Origin of the sequence: Vibrio sp. 10N.261.54.E10, assembly GCF_002877735.2 — a bacterium.
Taxonomy (GTDB): domain Bacteria; phylum Pseudomonadota; class Gammaproteobacteria; order Enterobacterales; family Vibrionaceae; genus Vibrio; species Vibrio crassostreae_C.
Genome location: NZ_MCXE02000004.1, coordinates 97,225 through 121,717, shown reverse-complemented (window position 1 = coordinate 121,717; position 24,493 = coordinate 97,225). Strand labels below are relative to the sequence as shown.

Below are 24,493 nucleotides of genomic sequence, written 5' to 3'. Positions count from 1 at the left end.
ATCGGCGCCCCAATCGGGATCACCCCGGTCTCCTCGCCCGTGTTCTGGTAGTCGACCGTGATGTCACTGCACTCTGTTGGCCCATACATATTGATCACTTTAGCCTGACAACATCCGCTCTTGAGCCAAGGTTCGAGCATCTCTTTCGCCACCGACTCACCACCTAAGAAGACGTACTTAAGACTCTGTAACTGCGCCCAGCTATCTGTGTCTTGCACCAGGGTATAAAACACCGACGGGGTGCAGTTTAAAGACGTCACGGCTTGAGACGCGATGGTCTTCACCACCAGATCTACATCAAACAAATGCATATCGGGTAGCACCACAGTGCCCCCCGTCGCCAACGTAGCCCAGATGTTTTTCTGCGTTAAATCGAAGCCTATCGCGCTAATGATGAGCGTATTGTCATCGGAGCAAAACCCATAGCGACGGCTGTACCAGTTCACCAAGTTCGACGCATTTGAATGACTCACCACCGTGCCTTTCGGGCGGCCTGTCGAGCCTGAGGTATAAATACCATAGGCGGGCTGATCCGGTGTGGGCTCGTTGATCAGAGCTGACGGCTCATCCTCCCCCCCTTGTTCATGACTGTCCACACATAGGGTATGACAACCCTCGAATTTGAACGTCTGAGCCAAGTCGTGATTGGAAATCACTACCGATGCCTGGCTGTCTTGCAGCATGTATTCAATCCGGGCATGAGGGTAACGCGGATCGATCGGCAAATACGCAGCGCCAGACTTTAACACCGCAAGCATCGCCACAATCATCTCGACCGATCTTGGCAAACACACCGCAATAAAATGACCCGGCTCATCGTGGTAGCAACGTAATCGGCGCGCCAAGCGCTCAGACTGCTGATGCAACTCCGCATAGCTCAATGAAACGTCACCACATCTCACCGCAATGCGCTGGTCGGCCTCGCGCGCAGTCTGCGGGTACTGGTGCAAGAGTCGGTGTTGTGGAAACGCCGCCTGAGTCGCGTTGAGCGTTTCAAGCAATAACGTTTGATCCGCGGCATTCACGACAGGCAATCGCGCCAACTGCGTCTGCGGGGCACTCAAAATGCCATCCAGTAGCACTGAGAAGTTGTCTGCCATCCGCTCAATCGTCGCCGGATAGAACAACGCTTTGTTGTAGATCCAATCACAACGCAGGCCGTCTTCTTCCTCATAGATGTGCAGTTCAAGATCAACACGCGCATTCGTGTCAGCATGACGATCGGCGATCGGCCCCTTGCTTACCTGCGCATCGGAAAGGCGTATTTCGGCTTTGTCGTTGTTTTGCAAAGCAAAAGTGATTTGAACCAACGGCGCATGACTCAAGCTGCGCTCCGGATTGACCGCTTCGACTATCAGCTCAAAAGGAACATGTTGGTGGTTGAACGCTTCCAATACATTACGTCTGTTGCACGCGGCTAATTCCAAGAAGGTTTGCTCATCATCCAACTGAGTACGGATCACTAACGTGTTGACAAAAAAACCAATCAGGGCTTCCACCTTGCTGTGAACTCGACCGGAAATCGGCGAGCCCATCACGATATCTTGACTCCCGCTTTGGCGACTGATCAACACAGAAAACGCCGTCTGCAAGAACGTAAACAAGGTCAAGTGATGCTGGCGGCAAAACGCACTGATGCGCTTCTGACAATCCGACGATAAGGCCGTTTCGTAGCGGGCCCCCGCGAACGTCTGCTTCGCTGGCCTTGGTTTGTCCGTCGCCAAGTCATGCAACTGCGGCGCCCCCGCCAAACGCTGTCGCCAGTATTGCAATTGCGACGCCAAGACTTCGCCCGACAACCAGTGCTTTTGCCAACACGCAAAATCACCATATTGCACGGGCAACGTCGGCAGTGACGCTGAGATCTTGGCTCGTTTCGCTTCGTAACACGCCTTGAACTCATTCACCATCACCGCCAAAGACCAGCCATCCGCCGCGATGTGGTGCAAGCTAAACAACACCACATGCTTTGGCTTGACGCTCGCAGGAGCGCTGAGTTTGATTAGATGGAAACGACAAGGGATCTCCTGATCCAGCGCAAACGGCTGCTGCATGTCATGGGTTTCAAGTGCCGCGATCCGCTGTTGCTGCTCCGCCGCGTCAAGATGGCTCAAATCGGTCACCTGCAATGGCAAGCGATAGTCAGCAACAACCCGCTGGAAAACCGCATCCCCCTGCTGGCAGAACACACTGCGCAGCACAGTATGACGCTGCAAAATCGTGTTAAGCGCATACTCGAATGCGGTGTCATCAAAGGATCCCGCCAGCTCAAATTTCCCCGGCATGTTGTAGTGATGGGATTGTTTGTCCATTTGCTGCACAAACCACAGTCGTTGCTGAGAGTACGACAGTGGGTACTGAGCCGCCGGCGCCACGCTGATGTCCGGCAATTGAGCCCCAGGGCTGAGAGATTCAATTTGCTCACACAATGCCACCAAAGTGGAATGGTCAAACAAAACGCCAAGCGAAAGCTCCACTGAAAAGACGTCCCTGATCCGACTCACCAATTGGGTCGCCAACAGGGAATGACCGCCCAAGGCGAAGAAATCGTCCTGGCGCCCAATCTCCGAAGTCTGCAGCACGTCTTGCCACAATCCCAGCATCACCTCTTCGGTTTGGGTACGCGGTTGGCTCAACGGCAATAACTGACCCTCATCGATATCCATTTGCAGCAACGCCCGACGATCGAGCTTACCATTGGCCGTCAGTGGCAATGCCGCCACCATCACATAACGCGATGGCAACATATAGGCCGGCAATCTGTCCGCCAACGGCGCATTGTATCGTTTGTACAGTTCACTCGACGTGTGACCTCTCACCTCCGGACGGTCGCCCACCAAATACGCCACCAACTCATCATGGCTGTCTGCCTCGCTTCGTTTCACCACACAGGCTTGCGTGATGCCGTCCAGATCGGTCAGGGCACTTTCGATTTCCCCTGGTTCAATGCGATAGCCACGCAGCTTAAATTGCTCATCCGCGCGCCCCATAAACACCAGCTCCGTGGGCTCACCCTTGGCATTCATTTGCATTCTCACCAGATCACCGGTTTTATACATACGCGATTCGTTCACCCGAACAAACGCGTTGTCGGTCAACTCAGCTTGATTGTGATACCCTCGCGCCAGCGGTGTCCCCGATACATACAACTCGCCAATGGCACCAAACGGAACGCTTTTACCGCCCGGTGCCAGGATGCGGAGCTGATTTCCCGAAAAGGCGCGACCAATCGGCACAGCGCCCGACGCTTGCCCTGGCTGGTAATGCGCTTTCGTCGTCGCGAACACACTACAACCCACCACCGCTTCGGTCGGTCCATATTCATTGCAGAACTGCATATTCGGATACAGATCGAGCCATTGCAGCAGCAACCTTTCGCTCAACTGCTCCCCTCCAATGACTAAGGTATGTGCCACCTCGTCATCCGGCGCCAATAATTCCGTGTGCAGCAACGCGTCCATGTGCGTCGGGGTCAGCTTAAAGAGTAACCGCTCTTCACTGTCCATCACGGAGTCCGCAAGCAGCGATAAACTGTTGCGGTTATCCGGCATCAACTCAACAAATCCCCCCGTGAGCAACGGCGCAAACAACGTCGTCAATGTCGCGTCAAAGGAAATTGAGGTGCACACAACACTGCCCGCAAGCGGCGCCTCAGGCTCTGCATTGATATACTGTTGCGCTGCCGTGCTTAAATACGTCACCCAACCTTGTTGCTCTATCAAGACCCCTTTAGGTTGGCCGGTCGAGCCCGAGGTATAAATGATGTAGGCCAATGAGTCCAAACCGCGACTGGCAAAGACTCGCTGGCCATCTTTCGTCTGCTCAGCACAACGAGCCTGAACCTCAGGTGCGTCGACAGCAATCACCTGCCCAGCGTAGTCGAACGCCTCAAATCGGTCACACAGAGACTGCTCGGTCAAGATCAGGTCTGCCGCACAATCAGAGGCAATATACGCCAATCGAGCATCCGGCAATTGGGGATCTATCGGTACAAAGGCCGCTCCCGCTTTCTGCACCCCAATCAGCGCAATGTGTAACCATTCATTTCGTGATAAGCAGACAGGGATCTTCTGCTCAGACGCCACCCCGCACTGCGCCAGATACTGCGCCAACTGCGTCGATTTCTCATCCAGTTCACGGTAGCTCAGCGACGTGCTCCCATGCACCACCGCTGTCATATAAGGGGTTTTCGCGCACTGGGCGCGGAACAACTCAAGAAAACTGGACTCACTGACCGGCGCCCAAGACGCAGCATTCCACTCTGTCATCCACTGCGCTTGCGCGTCAGACTGCAGACTGAGGGAGGCGAGACTCGCATGAGGACAAGACAACGCCGCCTCCAACAACACCAACAGACTATCGGCCCAACTGACGATTGTCTGAGGCGCGAACAATTCGCGGCTGTAATGCCAATTGAAACTCAGTGCCTCACCCAAATCGTTCACATACAACTCCAAATCCAAACGGGATTTGGCCTGAGAAGGCACGTAGTCGCCAAATTCAAGCGCCGGAAAATCCGGAATTTTCGCGCTGGCCGGTTGATACGCAAACAGCAATTGGAACACGGGATGGTGACTTTGACTTCGCTGCGGGTTGAGGTGTTCCACTACTAAGTCAAATGGAATGTGTTGCTGATCCAACGCCGATTCAATCGTGCGTTGATTTTGCTTCAGAAACGCGTCAAAGCTCTGCTCACCACACACTTTGGATGGGATCGCCATCGAATTAACGAAAAAACCAATCAACGCTTCGGTTTCTTGCTGACCACGTCCCGAGATAGGCGACCCAATCACCACCGTCTCTTGGCGACTGAGTCGAGCCATCAGCACCGCATATACCGACTGCAACACCATGTATGGTGTGGTCGAGTGGCGACGACAAAACGTTTTCAAACGCTGCAATAGGTCGCCTTCCACCCTCAGTTGGTGGATACGGCCTTCAAACCCTTGCACCGCCGGTCGCACAAAATCCAATGGCAACTCATGCAACGTCGGCACATCCTTAAGGGCGTGTTGCCAAAAAGCCAAACCTGCCTTCACTCCCTCCTCTTGGGCCAACTGTTGTCTTTGCCAGTGAGCATAATCGGCGTACTGAATGGCAAGCTCCGGTAAAGCGGTCGCCTGGCCGCTCGTCAATTGACGATACAAAGTGACAAACTCGCGGATCAGGATATCCATAGACCAAGCATCACAAGCAATGTGATGAATGTTAAACAAGGCACGATAGGACGACGTGTGGCATGGCTGATCCGCCAACTTCACCAACGTCATTCTCAGCAACGGCCCCTGGGCCAAATCAAACCCCTGCTCAGCATCTTTGGCAATCAATTGTTCGAGTTCAACCGCTTGCGCCTCTTGAGACAAGGCGGACAGATCCACCCAGCGGTACGGGCTATCGACCTCACTAACGATCCGCTGGTATAACTCTCCCTCCCGCTCGATAAAGCCAGTACGCAGCACTTCGTGGCGCTCGACGATCGCGTCCAGAGCCGCCTGAACCGCTTGGGGATCAACCTCCCCCGTCAGGCTCAAGCTGCCCGCCATGTTGTATTCACCGGAGGCGCGTTTGAGCGTCGTGGCCATCCAAAGACGCTGCTGTGAAAATGACGCCAGTGCCAGGCCATGATCGCCGCGTTTTTCTATCGTGGCAGGGCTAGTCGTACCAGAAGCTGCCGATAAATAGCCACACAGCAACGCGATCGTGGGATGCGTAAACACCGCCGCAACCGGCAGTTCAATGTTGAACTGATGCCTCAATAACCCCGACATTTTCGTGGCAATCAACGAATGCCCCCCTAACGCAAAGAAATTGTCGTGGACCCCGACTTTGTCCAGATACAGCAGTTGTTCCCACACTTGCGCCAACTGTTTTTCCCGCTCAGTCTGCGGTGCCTGATAGGCGTGCGTGCGGTAATCCTCAGCCGTGATGGCCGGTAAGCCATTACGATCTAACTTGCCATTTGGCAACAGTGGCATCGCCAACAAAGGCACGAACACCGCCGGCACCATGTAGTCAGGTAACCGTGCCTGCAATGCCTGAGGAAGCGCCTCAATCACGCGGCCAGTGTCCTCTGCTTGAACACACACATAAGCCACCAGCTGCGTCCCTCGTGCGTCATCTTCCATCGCCACCACAACCGCGTCTTCAACGGATCCAAGCGCCTTGATTTGCTGAGCGACTTCCCCCGGCTCAACACGAAAACCGCGGATCTTGACCTGGTTATCAATACGACCTAAAAACTGCAGTGTCACCTGCGACTCCCCACTGTCGACCCAGCGAACCAAATCGCCACTGCGATACCAACGCTGATCCGCCACGGTGACAAATTTATCAGCCGTTGTCGCCGACTGGTTGAGATAACCCTGCGCCAAAGCGGAACCGCCCAGATAGAGCTCGCCTGGCACGCCAACCGGACACTCGCGTCCCGCCGTATCACGCACCTGCATCGCCACATGAGAGAAACGACAGCCTAAATCAAACGGGATCGGTTGCTCATCCCAATGCACCTTTTTATAGCTGCTCAATACCGTGTTTTCTGTCGGGCCATACAATTGAATCAACTGGCATTCTGGTAAGGCTTGACCCAGATCAGAGACCAGCTCCGGTGGCACCGCCTCTCCGCCCACCAACAGAGTACGCAATTGAGGGTAAGCCCCTAACTGATGCGTCTCTTGCAGGTGATTTAACCAAAGTCGCATCAAACTCGGCACAGCATGCAAAACGGTCGCGCCTTGCGTCGCCGCCACCAAGCGATCGGGATCCGTCACTTGCGCTTTGGTCAATAACAGTACTTGGCCCCCAGAGATCAGAGGCAACAGCATTTCAACGAGGGAAATGTCAAACGATTGAGAAGCCAAACACGGTAAGACATCGTCTTGGGTAAAGGCAAAACTGTGCTGGAACGCGCTCAACGCCTGGCTTAACGCACCATGACTGATCACCACACCTTTGGGCTGCCCCGTCGAACCCGAGGTATAAATGATGTAGGCCGCCGTGGTCTCCTCAACCGGATAGAAATCCAGATCGGCGTCCGAACTCGGCTGCCAAACGCTCGCGTCATCCAGTAAAATCACCGATTGCTGCTGACGTTGAAGACCGTCCAAACACCCTTGATGAGAGAGGATGAAAGTGGCACCACTGTCTGTCAAAATGTCATTGTTGCGCTGAGTGGGGTACCCCGGATCAACAGGCACATACGTCGCCCCGACTCTCAACACCGCTAACAACGCCACCAGCAGATCGGTATCTCGCTCCAGATACACCACTACCTTTGTGCCTACCGATACACCTTGCGTTTTCAAATGGCTCGCCAGCGCCGTAACCTTGGTGTGCAGTTCGCGATAACTCAACGCTTGCTCACCCGCGACCACCGCCACTTTGTCACCCTGACACAAGGCTTGCTGGTCAACCCACGCTGCCACGGGCATCACCTTCTCGTCCTCAACGTCGCAAAACGCGTCCAACTGTCGCTGTTGACGGCAAGGTAGCCACGTCAGATCGCCGACTTTACGCGGCACATCGCAAGCCGCCATGTCCTCAAGCAGACAATGGAACTGTTCCAACAGGCGCTCAATCGCCGTACCCGGGATCTTATCAGTATGATAGTCGGCCGTGATCTTCGCAACATTGGCCAGGGTAATGTGCATCGTCAACGGATAATGAGTGGCATTTTGGGTCAGACTGTCCCCCACTCGGATCCCCGCGAATTCTTCCCCTTCGCCCGTGACTGCCCCTCGCAGATCATAGTTGTCTATCACCAATAAGTGGTCAAATAAAGGCATGTTGTTCGGCACATCACACTGTGCCTGGATATGCGTCAGGGGCAGATAACTGTGCTCGTCTCTGCTTATCACGCTCTGATGCACGTTTTGTAACAGGTGACTCAGATCCGCCTCATCATCCACTGTCACTCGTAAGGGAATCGTATTAATAAACAGGCCAATCATGGTCTCCGCCCCCGGCAAATCCGCCGGGCGCCCAGAAATCGTCGTGCCGGTCACGATATCCTGCTCTCCAGAATAACGAGACAGCAACACTAACCAGGCGGCCTGAAACACCACACTGACGGTGGTATGACAGCGTCGAGCCAGGGCTCGTAACGGCGTCATCAACTCTGGAGGGATGGTGATGTGGTCGCGTACCTCGGCCACCGCGCCGGCCACCATCGGCAATTTATCAATCGCCATTTGCGTTGGACTGCTCACCCCCGCCAGATATGTCTCCCAGAAAGCTTGCGCTTCACCCGGCGTTTGATCGTTTAGCCAGCGAATGTAGTCTTTATACGGTCGCACCGCATTGAGCGTTACCGGTTGACCCTTCACTTTGGCCTGATAACACTGCATCACCTCGGACAGCAACACCGGTTGACACCATCCATCCATCAACAGATGGTGATAACACCAGTGGAAATAGTAGTGTCCCTCGGCCAGCTTCAGCAGCGTTAACGCCATCAGCGGAGCCCCCTGTAAATCCGACAATGGCTGATGCTGCAATCGGTCTATCTGCGCCGCTTTCTGAGCGTCATCCGCTTGAGAGCAATCCTCGAATGTGACGCTCAGCTCCGCCTCAGCCAACACCACCTGGTGCAGTTTGCCCATTTCCGACTCAAAAAAACAAGTACGGAACATGTCGTGACGCGCCACCAAGGTCGCCCAACTTTCCTCGAATGCTTGCGGGCAGACGTCCCCCTCAAGATAACAGCCCATGTGAGTCAGATACGTTGAACGCGTCTCCTCAAACATGCCGTGAAACACCATCCCTTCCTGCATCGCGGTCGCCTGATAAACCGCCACCGCATTCGGATGCGCCTGCTGAAGGCGGGCAAGATCGCCATCACTCAGCTCACTAAACTCGTGATCAGAAGCCGATAACGTTCCCCCTCCTTGCGCCATTTCCTGCGCCAGAGACTGCTCAGCCGACAAGAATTCGATGATGTGATCGCGATGCGCTTTTATCTCGTCAATCATCCCCTCGTCTAACACGGCACCTTCACGTTTGGTGACCTTCAGCTGCCCAGCCTCCAGTGCCAACTCCAGTCCTGTTAAGCGAATACGACTTACAAGCTCAAAAATACTCATAGGTAAAGCGTCTCTCCTTCGTCCACACCTGGTGGGTTGTTCTTTTCTAACATTGCCTTTAGCTTCACTGAGTTCACTAACTGACAGTGCGCTAATATTGCGGCCAATGATTGCGGTAATAAGGTTGAAAACTCGGTCATGGCTGCCCCCGCCAGAGCCTGCTCTGAAGCGTGTATCCGCAGGGACAGTTGCTGTTGTTCGGTCCAATACTCAATGTCAATAAGGTGGCGATCCCGTTCTTCACCCAGCGCAGCCTCCACCTCGGCCAAGAGCGGCGAAGCCATGCCCACCGCTAGATCATCACCGACCGTCATGTGGTTGACATAATGGAAGTTGACTTGCCAGGCCTGCAGAGCCGGTGTCACCTCTGACAACAGTTGATAGCCCTGCGCCATCTGTTGACGGTTCCTCTCTTTCACCCGCTTGATCAACGCGCCTGGCTCTGTCGTCGACACTTCAGATCCGGTCGAGTCGTTGAAACGGGTCACCACAGGTAAGCGAAATAGCTCACTATCCGGCGCTGGCTGATCGATGTTTAACGTCAAAACGTTGCGATTAACGTTCAATTGCCAAGCCTGGCCCTCAGGGAGTTGGCACAACGCCTGATGAACCGCGGCCATCAACAGCTCCGAGGCATGAGTCTGGTAGGCGTCATTGGCTTCCCCCAGCAGCAGCGCCGTTTGCTCTGTCGACATCCGCATCGCTAAACAGCCAACGGTGTCCTGCTGAGCCTTCACTGTGCGGTGACTCCCCCCTTCAGGAATGTGCATCTTCACGGCTCGTCCGACTCGGCTTAACTGATGCATCGGCGGCTCTCGTTTGACCCTATCTGCGGACAGGGCATCCGCACCTATCGCCAGGGGTTGCGTGAGTCTCGCCAGCCACTGCTGAAGTGCGGCCACATTCATAAAATGACGATGGCTAACCGTCAGCAAATAATCGCCCCCGAATGCGATACTGAGGAACACCAGTCGAAATAACGACTGATCCTGGCCCGCGGTGCGTTCTGTCATCCGTCGCGCCAAGTCCTTAGCCTCCGGCAACGCCGCCAACTCGACATGAGAGAACATTCGCGCAACAGCCGGTTGATCGGTAGACGGCAGCAAGACGCTAAGCGACTCTGATGCCTTCTGGTAGGTCGCGGCAAGCAGGGGCTGCTGCTCCACCAGCTGTGCAAGCCGGGCTTCAACCTCTGACACCGAACTCGCCTCCGGCAAGGCCGTCAGCGTGATTTGTGTCTCCCCTGTCAACGTGGCCACACCTTGGGCATGCAGGACTTGGTTGACCCAGTCTAGCGACGATGCCTCATCAGCCTCATCTCCAAGGTTTTGCTCCACTTTTTGCGCCAACGCCACCACCGTTTGATGTTCAAATAGGTCCCTCACCTTCAGTGGCAAACCCAGCGTTTTCGCTTTGGACACCATCTGAATGGAGGTCACGGAATCCCCTCCCAACGAGAAAAAGTTGTCGTTGATCCCAATCTCACTCACCTGCAGCAGCTCTTCCCACAGTTGACAGATTTGTGTCTGAATGCGTGTCTCTGGCGCTTGGTATTGCTCCTTAAGCAAGTCCGTCTCGTCCGGTGTCGGTAACGCCTTACGATCGACTTTACCGTTCGGTGTCAACGGGAATTGCTCCATAAACACGTAAATGTCGGGCAACATGAACTCAGGTAGGTACTCCGCTAAGTATTGATTGAGCTCCGTTGATAGCCCCACGCTGAGTTTGCTGATATTGGTCAAGTTGGTGAAGTGAGTCTGACGATACTCCGCCTGAGCTTGGATCACCGGAGACTCCCCTTGCCAGAACACAAAATCCAAATGTTGGGCATGCGTTTGGGACCAAGTCGCGGCCACCTGATAACCCGCCGCGTTTGCCTTGGTCTCAATGTCACGCATCAGTGACGCATCACAGCGGATGTAGTCCTGCAAGACACGGCTGTCCAGTTTTTTGCTTCCAGGCCAGTGTTTCAGCTCTCTCACCAAATCCACCGCCCCTTCGACCCGCCCGTGAGGTACGGAATGAAGCCCAAACAGTCCCGTGTTATCGTTCAAGAAACGCTGCGCTAAGTCGTGCGAGTCCTCCCACTGATGCCATTGGGTAACGGATCGGTGTTGAGCGGATCCACCCACTCGGATCACCACGTCATAGCGATAACGCATTAACTCATTGTCGCCGTCAGCGAGTTTCACTTGGATGTCCACGTCGCTAACGCGCGCCAATTTGTCACCAAGCTGCTTGAAGTAAGCGGGACTGATCAACAGCTCATGCTCTTGCAATCTGGCACGCTGAATCCGCTGTGCAAAGGTGCTCACTTGACACTCAGAGCTGCCTAAGCGGTACGCCTCGACCGTAGCGAGGTGCGGCTCAAACAAATCCAAGTTGCGCACGTCACCAATAAAGACGTGACCACCGTCTTCCAATTTGCTGACCGCTTGCTCCAATAACTGAGTCAGGTAGTCTTCATTCGGGAAATACTGCACAACAGAGTTCAAGACGATCGTGTCAAACTGACCGGCTGAAAAACGCGCGATCCCGGTGGCATCATCGTGATACAAAGCAACATGATCCCATTGTTTGTCGTCCAAGTTCTTCTGCATCATCGCAATCGCTTGATGCGAAATATCGAGCGCTGTGACAGTGTCACACTTGTCCGCATAGCGATACAACAACAAACCACCCCCACTGCCGATTTCCAACAGATTTTGAGGCGCCAGCGCTAAGATCCTCGACATGGTGAGATCCAACCATTCCAGCATCTGCTCAACCACGATCGGCTCACCGGTATAGCTGCTATTCCAACCACTGAAGTTGGCTTCAACGCCCAGATTGTGATCGTCCTTGTCGTAGAACTCGTCGTGAACTTCTTGCCAACTGTCGACAATTTCTTCACCTTTTGCTGCCGAGATCTGTCTAAACTGCGCCTTATCGAGGGCGATATACGCCGCCAACTTTTTGCTGTCATCCGGCGCTTGATAATCGGTGACCAAACAAGCCTGGATGCGTTCACTGGTGAGCAACTTACTCTGGATCTCATCCAGCTCCACCCGGAACCCTCTGAGTTTGACCTGATGATCCGTACGACCAAAAAATTCCAGATTACCGGTGTCGTTCCAACGCACCAGATCGCCCGTTCGATAGGCTCGTACAGCCTGACCACTCGCCAATGTCAATGACACAAAACGTTCAGCGTTGAGCTCATCACGGTTGAGATAACCGGCCGCCAAGCCTTCCCCCGCAATGTAGAGTTCACCCACAACGCCAATCGGTTGCTGGACCAAATGCTCGTTCATCACATACAAGCGACTGTTTTCAATCGGAGCACCAATCGGCACCGTGAAGCCCCATGTTTTCTCTAAACTGTTCGTCGGGAACTTGAAGATCGTGCTGCCCACGGTCGCTTCTGTTGGCCCGTACTCATTGATAAAGAGGGTGTTGGGCTGCGCTTTTCGCCATGGCTGGATCACGTTTTCACGCAACGCTTCACCCGCCACCACAACCACGTGCTGAGCCTCAGGGTTATCTCGCAGGATCCCTTGACCCGATAACGCCTCCAAGTGCGCCGGGGTGATCTTAAATAACAGGGCTTCGTCATCATCCAGTAGATAGTCGGCCAAGACCTCTAAAATCATGTCATTTTCAGGCAACAGCTCGACGTAGCCGCCCGCCACCAATGGCACCAAAATCGAGCCCACCGTTGCATCAAACGTCAACGGAGAACTCACCACTGCACCATCAATGTGTGGCAGCATAAAGTGCTGCTTACTGAAGCACAGAAAGTTAGTCACACTGCGATGATGGACTTTTACCCCTTTAGGCATCCCGGTTGAGCCAGAGGTATAGATCACATACGCCAAACGTTCATGCGTCGGTAACAGTACCGGTAATTGCGGTTGACAGGTGTGCATCTGCGCAAGCACACCTACCGTCTCTGGTGCATCTTGGGTGATCACCTCAACCTCAACGTCCTTGAGCATGGCCTGATGCTTCATCTGCGTCAGGAGCAACGATGTACCGGAGTCACTCAGCATGTACTGCAAACGCGCTAAGGGGTACGTCACATCCAATGGCAAATACCCGGCTCCCGCCTTGAGGATCCCAAACATCGCCACCAGCATGTCGATGGAACGTTCCATGTAAATCCCCACCAGTTGATTGCTACGCACGCCCTGCGCCAATAAATACTGGGCCAGTTGGTTGGCTCTAGCGTCTAGTTCACGATAGCTCAACTCCTCTCCGTCATAGATCACTGCTGTCTGCTCCGGCACCCTTTGTGCCTGGGCTTCAAACAACGCATTGACACTGAGCTCCAACGGATACTCTGCGCCGACATTGTTCCACTCATCCTCGATCCGAGCCAACTCCGCACGGCTCACCATCGGCAACGCCATAATGTCAGTGTTAGGCTGCTCGAGACTCGAGACCAAAAGCGTCAAGAAGTTCTTGGCGACGCGTGTCATCGTGGCCTCGTCAAACAGCGCCGTACTGTAACGCCAACGCAACCGTAACACGTCCTCCAAGTCTGTGACGTCCAGCTCTATATCAAACTTGGCTTGCGTGTTATTGATGTCCCGCGCAATCACCTCGAGATCCCCTAAGTCCGCACCGCTTTTCGGCGCGGTCTGCATCGAGAACATGATCTGGAACAGCGCGTTATACGCCACACTTCGCTCCGGATTTAGGTCCTCCACCACTTGATCAAACGGCACGTGCTGATTGGAGAACGCGGCCGCAATCATGTCGTTGTTCTCGGACAGGGCTTGCGCAAAACTTAACGCGCCCGTAAAGTCACTGCGCAGGACCAAAGTGTTGACGAAAAAGCCGATCAGATCCGACAGCTCAGCATGGCTGCGCCCGGAGACGGCCGTCCCCATCACCACATCGCGATTGTGACTGTAGCGCGAGATCAAGATGGCAAACACCGTTTGCAGATAGGCAAACAAGGTCACCTTGTGCTGCTCACATGCCTGTCTCAGTGGCGTGACGATGTCTGCTGGCACATCAAAGTGGAGAATATGCCCTTCAACGCTTTGCTTTTCCGGTCTTTCTCTGTCCAACGGGAAACTGTGTAAAGCCGGTGCCTCAGCCAATAGCTTGCGCCAATACTCCAGCTGTCCCACCATCACCGGGTGCGCCAAGGTGTCACGTTGCCAGTGCGCGTAATCGGCATACTGGATAGGCAACGCTGGCAACTGGGCGGCGTCAACTGACGACGACAGATACAACTGGGTAAATTCCTCGATGAAGATCTGTCGTGACCAACCATCCGACGCAATATGGTGCATCGTAATGAGTAACCGATGACGATCGCTGGCCAATTTGATCAACGTCGCTCTAAACAAAATGTCACGCATCAAATCAAATGGTGTCGAGGCCTCTTCGTCAAACAGCTGAGCCACGATGGCTTCTTGTTCAGCACCACTGCGGTCCGAGAGATCATGCAGCGTAAACGGCAGCTCGAAATCCTTGCAGATATGCTGAGTGACGCTTTGCTCGTGTTGGCTAAAATGCGTCCTCAACACTTCATGACGCGCGATAATTGCGCTGAACACCTGGTGCAATTTCTCAACGTCGACCTCTCCGTTGAGCTCAAAATCACTCGGGATCACATAATGAGACTGCTCCGCAGCCAACTGATCAATGAACCAAAGGCGTTGCTGAGCAAATGAGAGCGGCAACTGGCCGTCTCTTGGCACCGCGGCAATGGCCGGTAGCATCACATGATCTGAGCCGGCCTCCAACAAGGTCGCCAATCCGGCAAAGTCCGCGGATTGATAGATTTGCTCGATTGACACTTCCACACCACAACGCTGGCGGATCAAGCTCACCAAACGGGTCGCTAAGAGGGAATCCCCACCCAAATCAAAAAACGTATCCTCAGGACCAATGTGCTCTACCCCCAACAACTCATGCCAAATGTCTCGCAAGGATGCTTCATGAGCCCGCGGCAATGACGACGCCTCAGTACTTGACGCGGCGACCGTTCCCACGCTTTGCGCTTCTCGTGCGCTCTGACGATGTACCCATTTTGCCAGTCTCGCCTCAACGTCACCGGCCGCGTAAATCAGCTGCGGCTCGGACTGATTCAGCGCCGCTTCAATGACCGCCAAACCCTCGCTCGGATCCATGCCTGGTATTCCGTTGCCATGCTGAACCCCTTGAGAAGAGTCAAACAGCCAAGTGTCCCAGTTGATGGTGCGCCAACGCGTCACCTCGTTATGGCGCTCACTAAAGGCCAAGCTGTCCATCCACGCATTCGCCGCCGCATAGGCACTGTAACCCAATCCTCCCAACACCGTGGAAATCGACGACATAAGCACCACAAACTCCACGTGCACATCTTGGCAAACCGTTTGAAGGTTGCGCGCGCCCACCATTTTAGGTAAAGCCTGCGCCGCCAAATCGGCCGCCGTGATCTGGGTCGCAGATTGGCTTAAGCCCTCAACCTGCCCCGCACAGTGGATGATGCCTTTGATCGCACCAAATTCTTGTGTCACCGCGTCGAGTGTGCCCCGCAGTTGCGCCAAATCCGTCACATCCGATTGCAATACGGACACCGTCACCCCTTCTCGCTCGAGAGCTTGCAACTGACGCAACGTTACTTTCATTTCATCTGACAGATCCGTGGCTTGCCTCCACGCCGACCAAGTGGCTTTCTCGGGAAAATCCTGACGCGTTAACAGCACCAGATGACAAGGACACGCCATCGCCAGTTGCGCCGCCAAACTCAAACCAATTCGACCCAGTCCACCGGTGATCACATAGGTACCCGAACTCAAAGAGAAGGGCCTCGTGTCCGTCGGTAAACGCACAAGCTCAGGGACCATTCTGACGCCGTCACGATACGCCACACGAGGCGGCTTTTCTTTTGCGTACAGATCGTCGAGTAACAGCGACATCGCCACGTCATCCAAACTCGGCTGGTCCAGATCAATCTGGTGGATCTGGAACAACGGATCCTCTTGTGCGATGACCTGACACAGCGCCGACAGCGCTACCTGCGACCCATGCCCCAACGCCGCATCACTGGCGATAGCGCCCCGATGCGTCAGCAGATAACAATCCACCAACTGGGCGCGCCCAAGGCGGGTGATCGCCTGATAAATGTCCATCAATGCATGCTGTTCCGGTTCACACCATTCAAGCTGAGATGAACAGTCGCTCGCGGCTTGCTGATCCAATGGCCACATATACGCCAGGTGATCTGGGAACCAGTTCTGACGCTTCAATGTACTCAGCACACGGTCGATATCGTCGCTCGCGCCCGCTTTGACGGTAAACTGATAAGCGCCATTCTGACTGAACGCGATCCCTTGCTCTACGCACACCACCGACGCGCCGCGCTCTTCCAATAGATGCGCGAGCACTGCACCAAAACCCGCACCATCAGAGAAGATCAGCCAATGACTGGCGTCAGCGCCCCTCTCTGGGGCCTGCTCGGCACAGTCAGCCTTGCGCCATTGTTGCGCGTAGTAGGGCTGTGTTCGGAACGATGTCGCCGCTTTTTGTGCCTGTTTTGGCGCCTCTATCCAATGACGCTGTTTCTGAAACGCATACGTCGGTAAGGCCAGTCTTCGCCCTTGATCCGCCGGCGTCGGCCAGCGCACCGATCCCCCTCGGCGCCACACCGCGCCCAGGCTGCGTAACAGGTAGTCCTGCTCGCTACCCTGCCCGTCACCTTGGGTAAGATCAGGCAGTGAAGCCACGACCTCGATCGCTGGCTGCCCATCGGCATGACGTCGCCCTTTGACTAAGGCCCCCAAAGCGCCACCCGGACCGATTTCAATAAAGATCGTTGGCCCACAAGCGTCAGCGTAATGCGCCAGCAAATGCGCGATGCCGGCAGAAAACGCCACGGGTTGGCGCAAGTGATCACACCAGTATTGACGCTGAGTCACTTGACCAGGCTCAACAAACACCCCCGTCACATTCGACACCAACGGCACGCGAGGCTCGTGCAAACTCACCTCTGAAAACGCATCAGCAAACGCAGGTAACACCGCCTCCATCAAGGGTGAGTGGAACGCTTTACCCACATTGAGGCGCAAGCAGTTAATCGCACGTTCATTCAGGTGAGCTTGCAGAGCCTCCACGGCCGCAATGGTCCCGGCCAGGACAAATCGTGTCGGTCCATTGACCACCGCAACCGACACCTCAAAGTGCCCACACAGTGAGGCCACCACTTCTTGCGTGGCGATCACCGCCACCATGGCACCATCCGGACTTTGCGCCATCAACTGACTGCGAACCGCCACCAAATAACAAGCGTCTTCCAGCGACATCACGCCACTGAGGCAGGCCGCGACGTATTCACCCAAACTATGACCGAGCATCGCGCTCGGCTGAAGGCCCGCCTCCAGCCAAAGCTGAGCAAGCGCGTATTCGATGACGAACAGCGCCGGTTGCGCGTTCGCCGTATCAGCAAAGCGACGCTCAAACCGCGATGGATCTTGCGCATAAGGCTGGCTCGGGAACAACAACTCAATGACGTCCAATTGCATCTTCTGCTGGAAAATAGCCGCACACTCGCGAATCGCGTCAGCAAACACCGGATGGCTGTCGTACAGATCTCGGCCCATATCCCACGTTTGCGTGCCTTGTCCGGCAAACATAAACACAACATTCGCGGATCCAGAAACTGGCGCGGTCCCCGCCTTGGCCGCCGTCAATAACTGACGTTGTAGCTCCGCCGTTTCATGGCCAACCACCACTTGGCGCCAGGCCTGCTGTTGACGTCCATGCTGCAATGTCCAAGCCACCGCCTGCAGATCCACCTCTGGGTGGTCAGCCAAATACGCCTGTAAATGCCCTAAGTTCGCCTTCAAAGCCGATTCCGATTTACCCGAAACCGGGAATAAGTGTGGCGCCACGGGCGTAGGCTGGGGTTGTTGGGCCGGCGCCTCTTGTAAGATCAGGTGCGCATTGGTGCCGCCAATGCCAAACGAACTGACCCCCGCCGTTCGCGGGCTCTCAGACACCCAAGGTTGTGTGCCAGAATGAATACGAAACGGTCCACCCGCTAAATTTATGTTGGCATTCAACTGATTGACATGCAGATTACCCGGCAAGGTTCGATGCTTCAGCGCTTGCACGGTTTTAATAATCCCCACCACACCCGCCGCCGCGTCCAGGTGACCAATATTCGCTTTCACCGCACCTAGCGCACAGCGTTGACCCTCATCCCCTGGGGATGCAAACGCATCAGACAACGCCGCAATCTCAATCGGATCGCCCATCTTGGTGCCCGTACCATGCGTTTCAACGTAACCGATGTCGCGACTCGACACCCCCGCATTCGCGAGCGCCTGGCGTATGACCTTTGTCTGTCCTGCGGCAGACGGCGCCGTATACCCCATCTTGTCATTGCCATCATTGTTCACAGCCCAACCTTTGATCACCGCATGGATCAGATCACCGTCGCTCACGGCATCTTCCAACCGTTTCAATAGCAGTAATCCACTGCCGCTACCAAACACCGTGCCCGTAGCCGCTTGATCAAACACTCGGCAATGACCATCCTGTGATTTGATGCCACCGGTTTCGTAAATGTATCCCGTTGGCGACAACGCCGTCACCGAGGCTCCGCCTGCCAGCGCCATTTGGCACTGGTGGTTGACCAAACTGTCACACGCCTGAGCCACGGCAACCGCCGAAGTCGAACACGCGGTATCGACATTCACCGACGGGCCCGACAAATTGAGCTTGTACGAAATGCGCATAGCCGCTCGAGAATTCGCGTTGAGCACGGTCATAGGCCCAAGAGAGGCGACCAGCTCCGTCTGCGGTAACAAGTTCTCCAGCATATACATACTGTGGCCAGTGCCGACAAAGACCCCAACATCCTGGGATTGGTCAAAATCACCGTAACCGCCATGTTCCAGTGCGCTCACCGCATTTTCCAACAGCAAACGTTGCTGTGGACAGGTCAGGCTCGCCTCTTTAGGCGACATCGCGAAGTAGCCCGCGTCAAACTGCTCTAACGCTGCCAAAGGGGCGCCAGACGCAACATGATCCGGATGGTTCAGCATCGCCTCGTCAATGCCCGCCTCTCGCAGCGTAGCTTGATCAAAGTGGCGTATCGACTCCACCTCATCACGAATGTTCTGCCAGTACTCCTCCACATCCGATGCGCCAGGGAACTGACCCGACATTCCGATGATGGCGATATCGCGACCACCAGAGGGCACGCGGCCATGCCTCGTCGTTTCGCGAGCCTCATCCAACACGCTCTCCAACTCCGCTTGCCCCAATAAGGTACGCACACGTTGAGCCTGGGCACTGATCGTGGGTAACGCAAACAACTCCGTCAACTTGATATCAACCCCAAACTGCGTGTTCAATGCCTGTTGTAGTTGCATCATCAGCAGCGAGTTGCCCCCTAAATCAAAAAAGTTATCCTGCAGATTGACCGGGACTTGATTCAACAGTGCCTGCCAGACAGATTGGATCGGCTGGATCACGTTATCGACCGCTTCCCCACCCTCAGTGAACGGCAGTACGTCTTCTGCCGTTGATTCAGGCAGCGGCAAACGTGCGTGATCCACCTTGCCTGTGGCCGTTCGAGGAAAATCCGCCAATGGCACGAAAAACGACGGCACCATGTAATCGGGTAACGCCGCCGCCAGCTGCGCTTTCCATTTCTGAACCTGAGCGTGCGTCGCACCGTGCTCCTCGCCCGCCATTTGCACATAAGCCACCAAGCGCCACCCTAAGCCTGGCAAGGCTTTGAGTTGCACAGCGGTCTGCTGTACACCCGGTAATCGCGACAAATGATATTTAATGTCTGACAGCTCAATGCGAATACCGTTAAGCTTGATTTGACTGTCTTTGCGCGCCAAATATTCCACGCTACCATCCGGTAAATAGCGGGCCAAATCGCCCGTCGCGTATTGCCTGGTCCCATCCCCCAGATCGGTAAATTTGGCGTGTGTGAGCGCCGGATCGTTCCAATAGCCCAACGCCACATGTGGACTCACAACATGAATTTCGCCAACCTCGTAAACGCGACACGTCTTACCGATTTCATTGCGTAAGATCAGATCCGTCCCTGGTACCGTCTGGCCAATATTCGCCAAACGGCCAGCACGCTCGACATCGACCAAGTTCGCGTCGTGTGGTATGGCGCGCTGCGCGACCAAGGTCGACTCTGTCGGCCCATAGCCATTAATCAATAAGCAGTGCGCTTTGCAGCTGCGTTGGAAAATATTCAGCGTGTCAGCATCCACCGCTTCTCCGCCCAAGACCACCGCTTGCAGCTCAGCGTGACTCTCAAACTCGCGGAACAGGTATTTGAATACCGTCGGAGTGGCATGAAAGAGCGAAATGTGCGCCTCCTTCATGTAGCGTTGAAGATCGCTCAACGAAGTGCGTTTGATGTCTTTGATATGCAAAGTGGCCCCGCTCAACAGCGCGCCATAGAAGTCCATCACTGAGGCATCGAAACTGAACGACGCTAACTGCAGTACCTGCTGCCTAGGGCCGATGGCCACACTCTCACTGTAGCGCTGAGCAAAGTAGCCCACATTGGCATCCGACTGGTATACCCCCTTTGGCTTACCGGTAGAACCTGATGTATACAAAATGTATGTGACGGAATCGGCCGGGCGCTCAACGCGCGCAAGTTGTGACTCAACCTCCCCACCCGTACTCTCAGTCACAGTCAACACCGGCACCGGGTTCAGCGTCACCAGCTCATCAGCCACCGACTGCAACTCCTCATGACACAGCAGCATACTGATTTGTGCATCCTCGCAAATGTCGTGCAAACGCGGGAGCGGTAATTGGGGATCCAGTGGGACGTAGGTTTTGCCCGCTTTGAGCGCCGCCAATATGGCCACCGCCATTGACACCTGTTGGCCCAACAACAAACCCACTTGCTGACCGCGGCTCTGCGACAAGATCTGCCCCGCTAAGGCCTCACTGCGCTGCGCCAACTCACGATACGTCAGGGCGAACTCACCGTCGGTTACCGCCAACGCTTCCCCATACTGTGCGACCATGTCGTCCCATCTCGTCAGTAAACCTTGACGTTCATGAGCGGGGGTTAATGGTTGCGATCCCAGGCGGTTTGAAAACCGGTGTTTGACTTGCAATATCGGGTAGTCCGAGCACTGTTGCTGCGGGGCGTCCAAGCACGCCTCAAGTAACGACACATACTGAAGCGCAAAGTACGCCAGTGTTTCGCCACTAAACAGCGCGGTATTGGCCTGCCACTGACACGTGTATTGCTTGTGTTTTCCTGCTTTTGGCGTGATGTACAACGCCAGCTCGTACTTGGCAGCCGTTGCAAGCGACTGGGACTCTATCAAGGGAGCGGGACCATCCAGATCAAGGGACGCCTGTTCGACATTTTGCATGACGAACCAAACCTGAAACAACGGATGATACGCCGGGCTGCGAGCGGGCTTTAACGCCTTGAGCACCGCCTCAAAAGGCAATTCTTGATGATCGAAATCGCGCACACTGTTGGCCTGATGATCGCGCAGCAACTGCAGAAAAGTCTGTGTCGGATCCACGGTGATCCGAGACACCAAGGTATTGGTGAACAGACCCACGATCCGCTGCCATTGTGCTTGTCGCCGCCCTGCGCTAATGGTGCCCATTACAATATCTGTTTCACCGCTTAGATAACTCAATAGCAGCGCAAAGCCGGCTTGCATAAAAGCAGACGGCGTCACGCCTTGATCGCGACAAAACGCATCGATTTTACTGCTCAATAACGGCGACAGTTCGCCAAAGTAATTGACCCCATCATAACTCTGAGTCGCCGGCCTGGCGTGATCTAAAGGTAACTGATGCACCAGGGGCAGATCCGCCAAACGCGTCTGCCAGTAACGAATTTGCTCGGCCATGCCGTTATCCTGGCTGGCCCGTTGTAACCAACTGACATAATCTTGGTAGTCAAACTCAGCGCCAAGGTCTCCCCCTAACTCTGACTCGCCTAGGTGCGCGTCATCGGCCACCAACGAACGCGCACGATACAAGGCATTGAGGTCCTCGATCAGAATCGCCATCGACCAACCATCGGTGATCATGTGGTGCAACGTAAATTGGAAAAATAGCTGCTCTGGTGTTGTGATGAAGGTAATACGACACAGCGGGCCAGTGATTAGGTCAAACTCATGCACTCTTTCTTTCGCTATGGCTTGTTCTGCCTGCTCTTGACTGTCGAAATCACGATACGAAATAAGGGCGTTCACATCCTGATCGCACACCAACAATGGCGGCTCCCGATCATCGACCCGTGCCGCAAGTAATGCGTGTTTGTCAATCAAGGCCATTATTGCCTCATGTAACGCGTCCTTTTCGATCTGATAAGGCAAGGCGAACACTTTGCTTTCGGTGTAGGCATGATGACCCACCCCCGCTTTCCACAGACGGTAAAGTTGCGTCTGCATCGGAGAAAGGCCCGCGTCACGTGTTGGACATTTCCTCACCACAGGTAACGCCCCCAACCCCGCCGACGTGCCCGCCTTGTCGATGATCTGAGCGAGCGCCGAAACCATATTGTTTTCGGCCACCTCGACCAAGCTCAACTGCAAGTTGTGTTTAAGATTGATCTGAGACAGCAGTGTTGACTGTTGCAGCGAGTCCAGTCCCATTTGGTAGAAATTCTGCTCTAGCGAAACGACCCGTCTCTTGCACACTGTTTCGATCATCTGGCATAACTGGTGCTCGGTGGCTGACATCGTCTCCAAGGCAATCGGCGCGACCTCATCGGCCTGGCAACCAAAAATCGTCACCTCAGCAAAGCCATTTCGCAAATACTGCTCGGACACCGACACTCGCTGGATCTTGCCACTCGAGGTCAGCGGCAACGACCCCTGCTTAATGAGAATAAGCGTGTGCAACGCCAATTGATGTTCGTCACCGATGGCCTGACTGACCGTGTCAAAAATCGCCTGATCGTTTGCTCGGCGAATCGCTGTGCGCTTGAGCTCCTGCACCAACACCAGCTTTTCGACACCCTTGTCATTGACACTCAACGCCGCCCCTTTACCCAGCACCAAATCGTCATGAGCCCGCTGCGCCGTATGTTCCAAGTCGTTCGGGTAATAGTTTTGACCATTCACTATGATCAGCTCTTTGATCCGACCCGTGACATACAACTGTCCTTGAGATAAGACGCCCAGATCCCCGGTACGCAAATAGTGTTGTTCGCCATTCAATGGCACCGCGTGAAAGACGTCCGCCGTCGCCGCTTCTCTTCCCCAGTAACCTCGCGCAATACTCGGGCCTCGCACCCAAATCTCACCTTCCTGTTCCTCGCCCAATACCTGTTTTGAGTCAGGATTGACAATGATCAGCTGATGGTGCTCAGCGATGGCCCCACAACTGACAAGTTTGCTGCGCTTGCTCGGCAAGGAATGCGTCCCAGGGAAACGTTGAGGCACGCCACCACAGAGAAACACCGTGGCTTCCGCCATACCATAGCTTGGGTAAATCGCACGACGATCAAAACCCAACCCGGCGAATTTTTGCGCGAACTGCTCCAAGGTCTCGAGTTTAATCGGCTCCGCCGCGTTAAAAGCCAAGCGCCAAGACGACAAATCGGCCTCCAGCGCGTCACTGATCCGCTGGACGCACAACTCATAAGCAAAGTTCGGTGCTCCACAAACGGTTCCTCGATAACGACTGATGGCCTCAAACCAACACGCCGGCGACTGCACAAACGTGCCAGGCGCCATTAACACCGACTGCGTCCCCAAGTAAATCGGTAGGAAAATGGTGTTTACCAATCCAAGATCATGAAAAAAAGGCAACCAGTTAACAAAAATGTCGTCTTCGTGACAACCCGTCGTTGACTCCAACGCTTGCAGGTTGGCGATCACATTCCCATGGGTGACCATCACTCCTTTAGGGTCGCCAGTGGAGCCGGAAGTGTACTGAAGGAAGGCGACGTCGTCAGCCGATGGGCACGACCGGTCAGCTAACGCCTGCTCTACCGCCGCTTCACCAAGGGCATTCAGTGGCAGAGTATCGGTGTACATCACGTCAAATAAGCATGCTGCTCGTTGCTTGGATAACAGGCGATCAAGCGCCGGTTTGACAGATAAGCACGATAGGACAAGACGCGGATCACAATCCGCCAACACATTGGCCAAGCGGCTGTTTTTTTCACGCACCCTCGGCGGAAATAGCGGAACGGCCACGACCCCCGCGTAAAAACACGCCATTAAGGCACGAATGTACTCCAAACCAGGGGGGAACAATAACATCACTCTCTCACCTCGAGGCACTTCGGCAACTAAGGTGGCGGCGAGACGTTTCGCGTCATTGACTAATTCGCGATGACTGATCTTGGCTTCCGTCAGTGCTTTGCCTTCCAGAAAAATAAAAGCCGTCTCTTGCGGTTTTTGAGCGGCGTTGAGTTCCAGGTGTTGCAAAAGCGTTTTGCTTTGAGAGCTGCTGTTCAT

At 54.7% G+C, this 24,493-nt stretch carries 2 protein-coding genes (1 of these 2 cut by a window edge); both read right to left on the bottom strand.

Annotation, left to right across the window (positions count from 1 at the left end):
- On the bottom strand, nt 1-9,077 hold the 5' portion of the coding sequence (locus BCU07_RS22830) for a non-ribosomal peptide synthetase (protein ID WP_102428385.1). 6,085 nt of this gene lie to the left of the window's left edge; 9,077 of the gene's 15,162 nt are visible here — the first part of the coding sequence; its start codon is at nt 9,075-9,077; the stop codon falls past the left edge of the window.
- Nucleotides 9,074-24,493, bottom strand: a complete 15,420-nt coding sequence (locus BCU07_RS22825; RefSeq protein ID WP_102428386.1) for a hybrid non-ribosomal peptide synthetase/type I polyketide synthase — start codon at nt 24,491-24,493, stop codon at nt 9,074-9,076. The genes BCU07_RS22830 and BCU07_RS22825 overlap by 4 nt, the downstream gene beginning before the upstream one ends.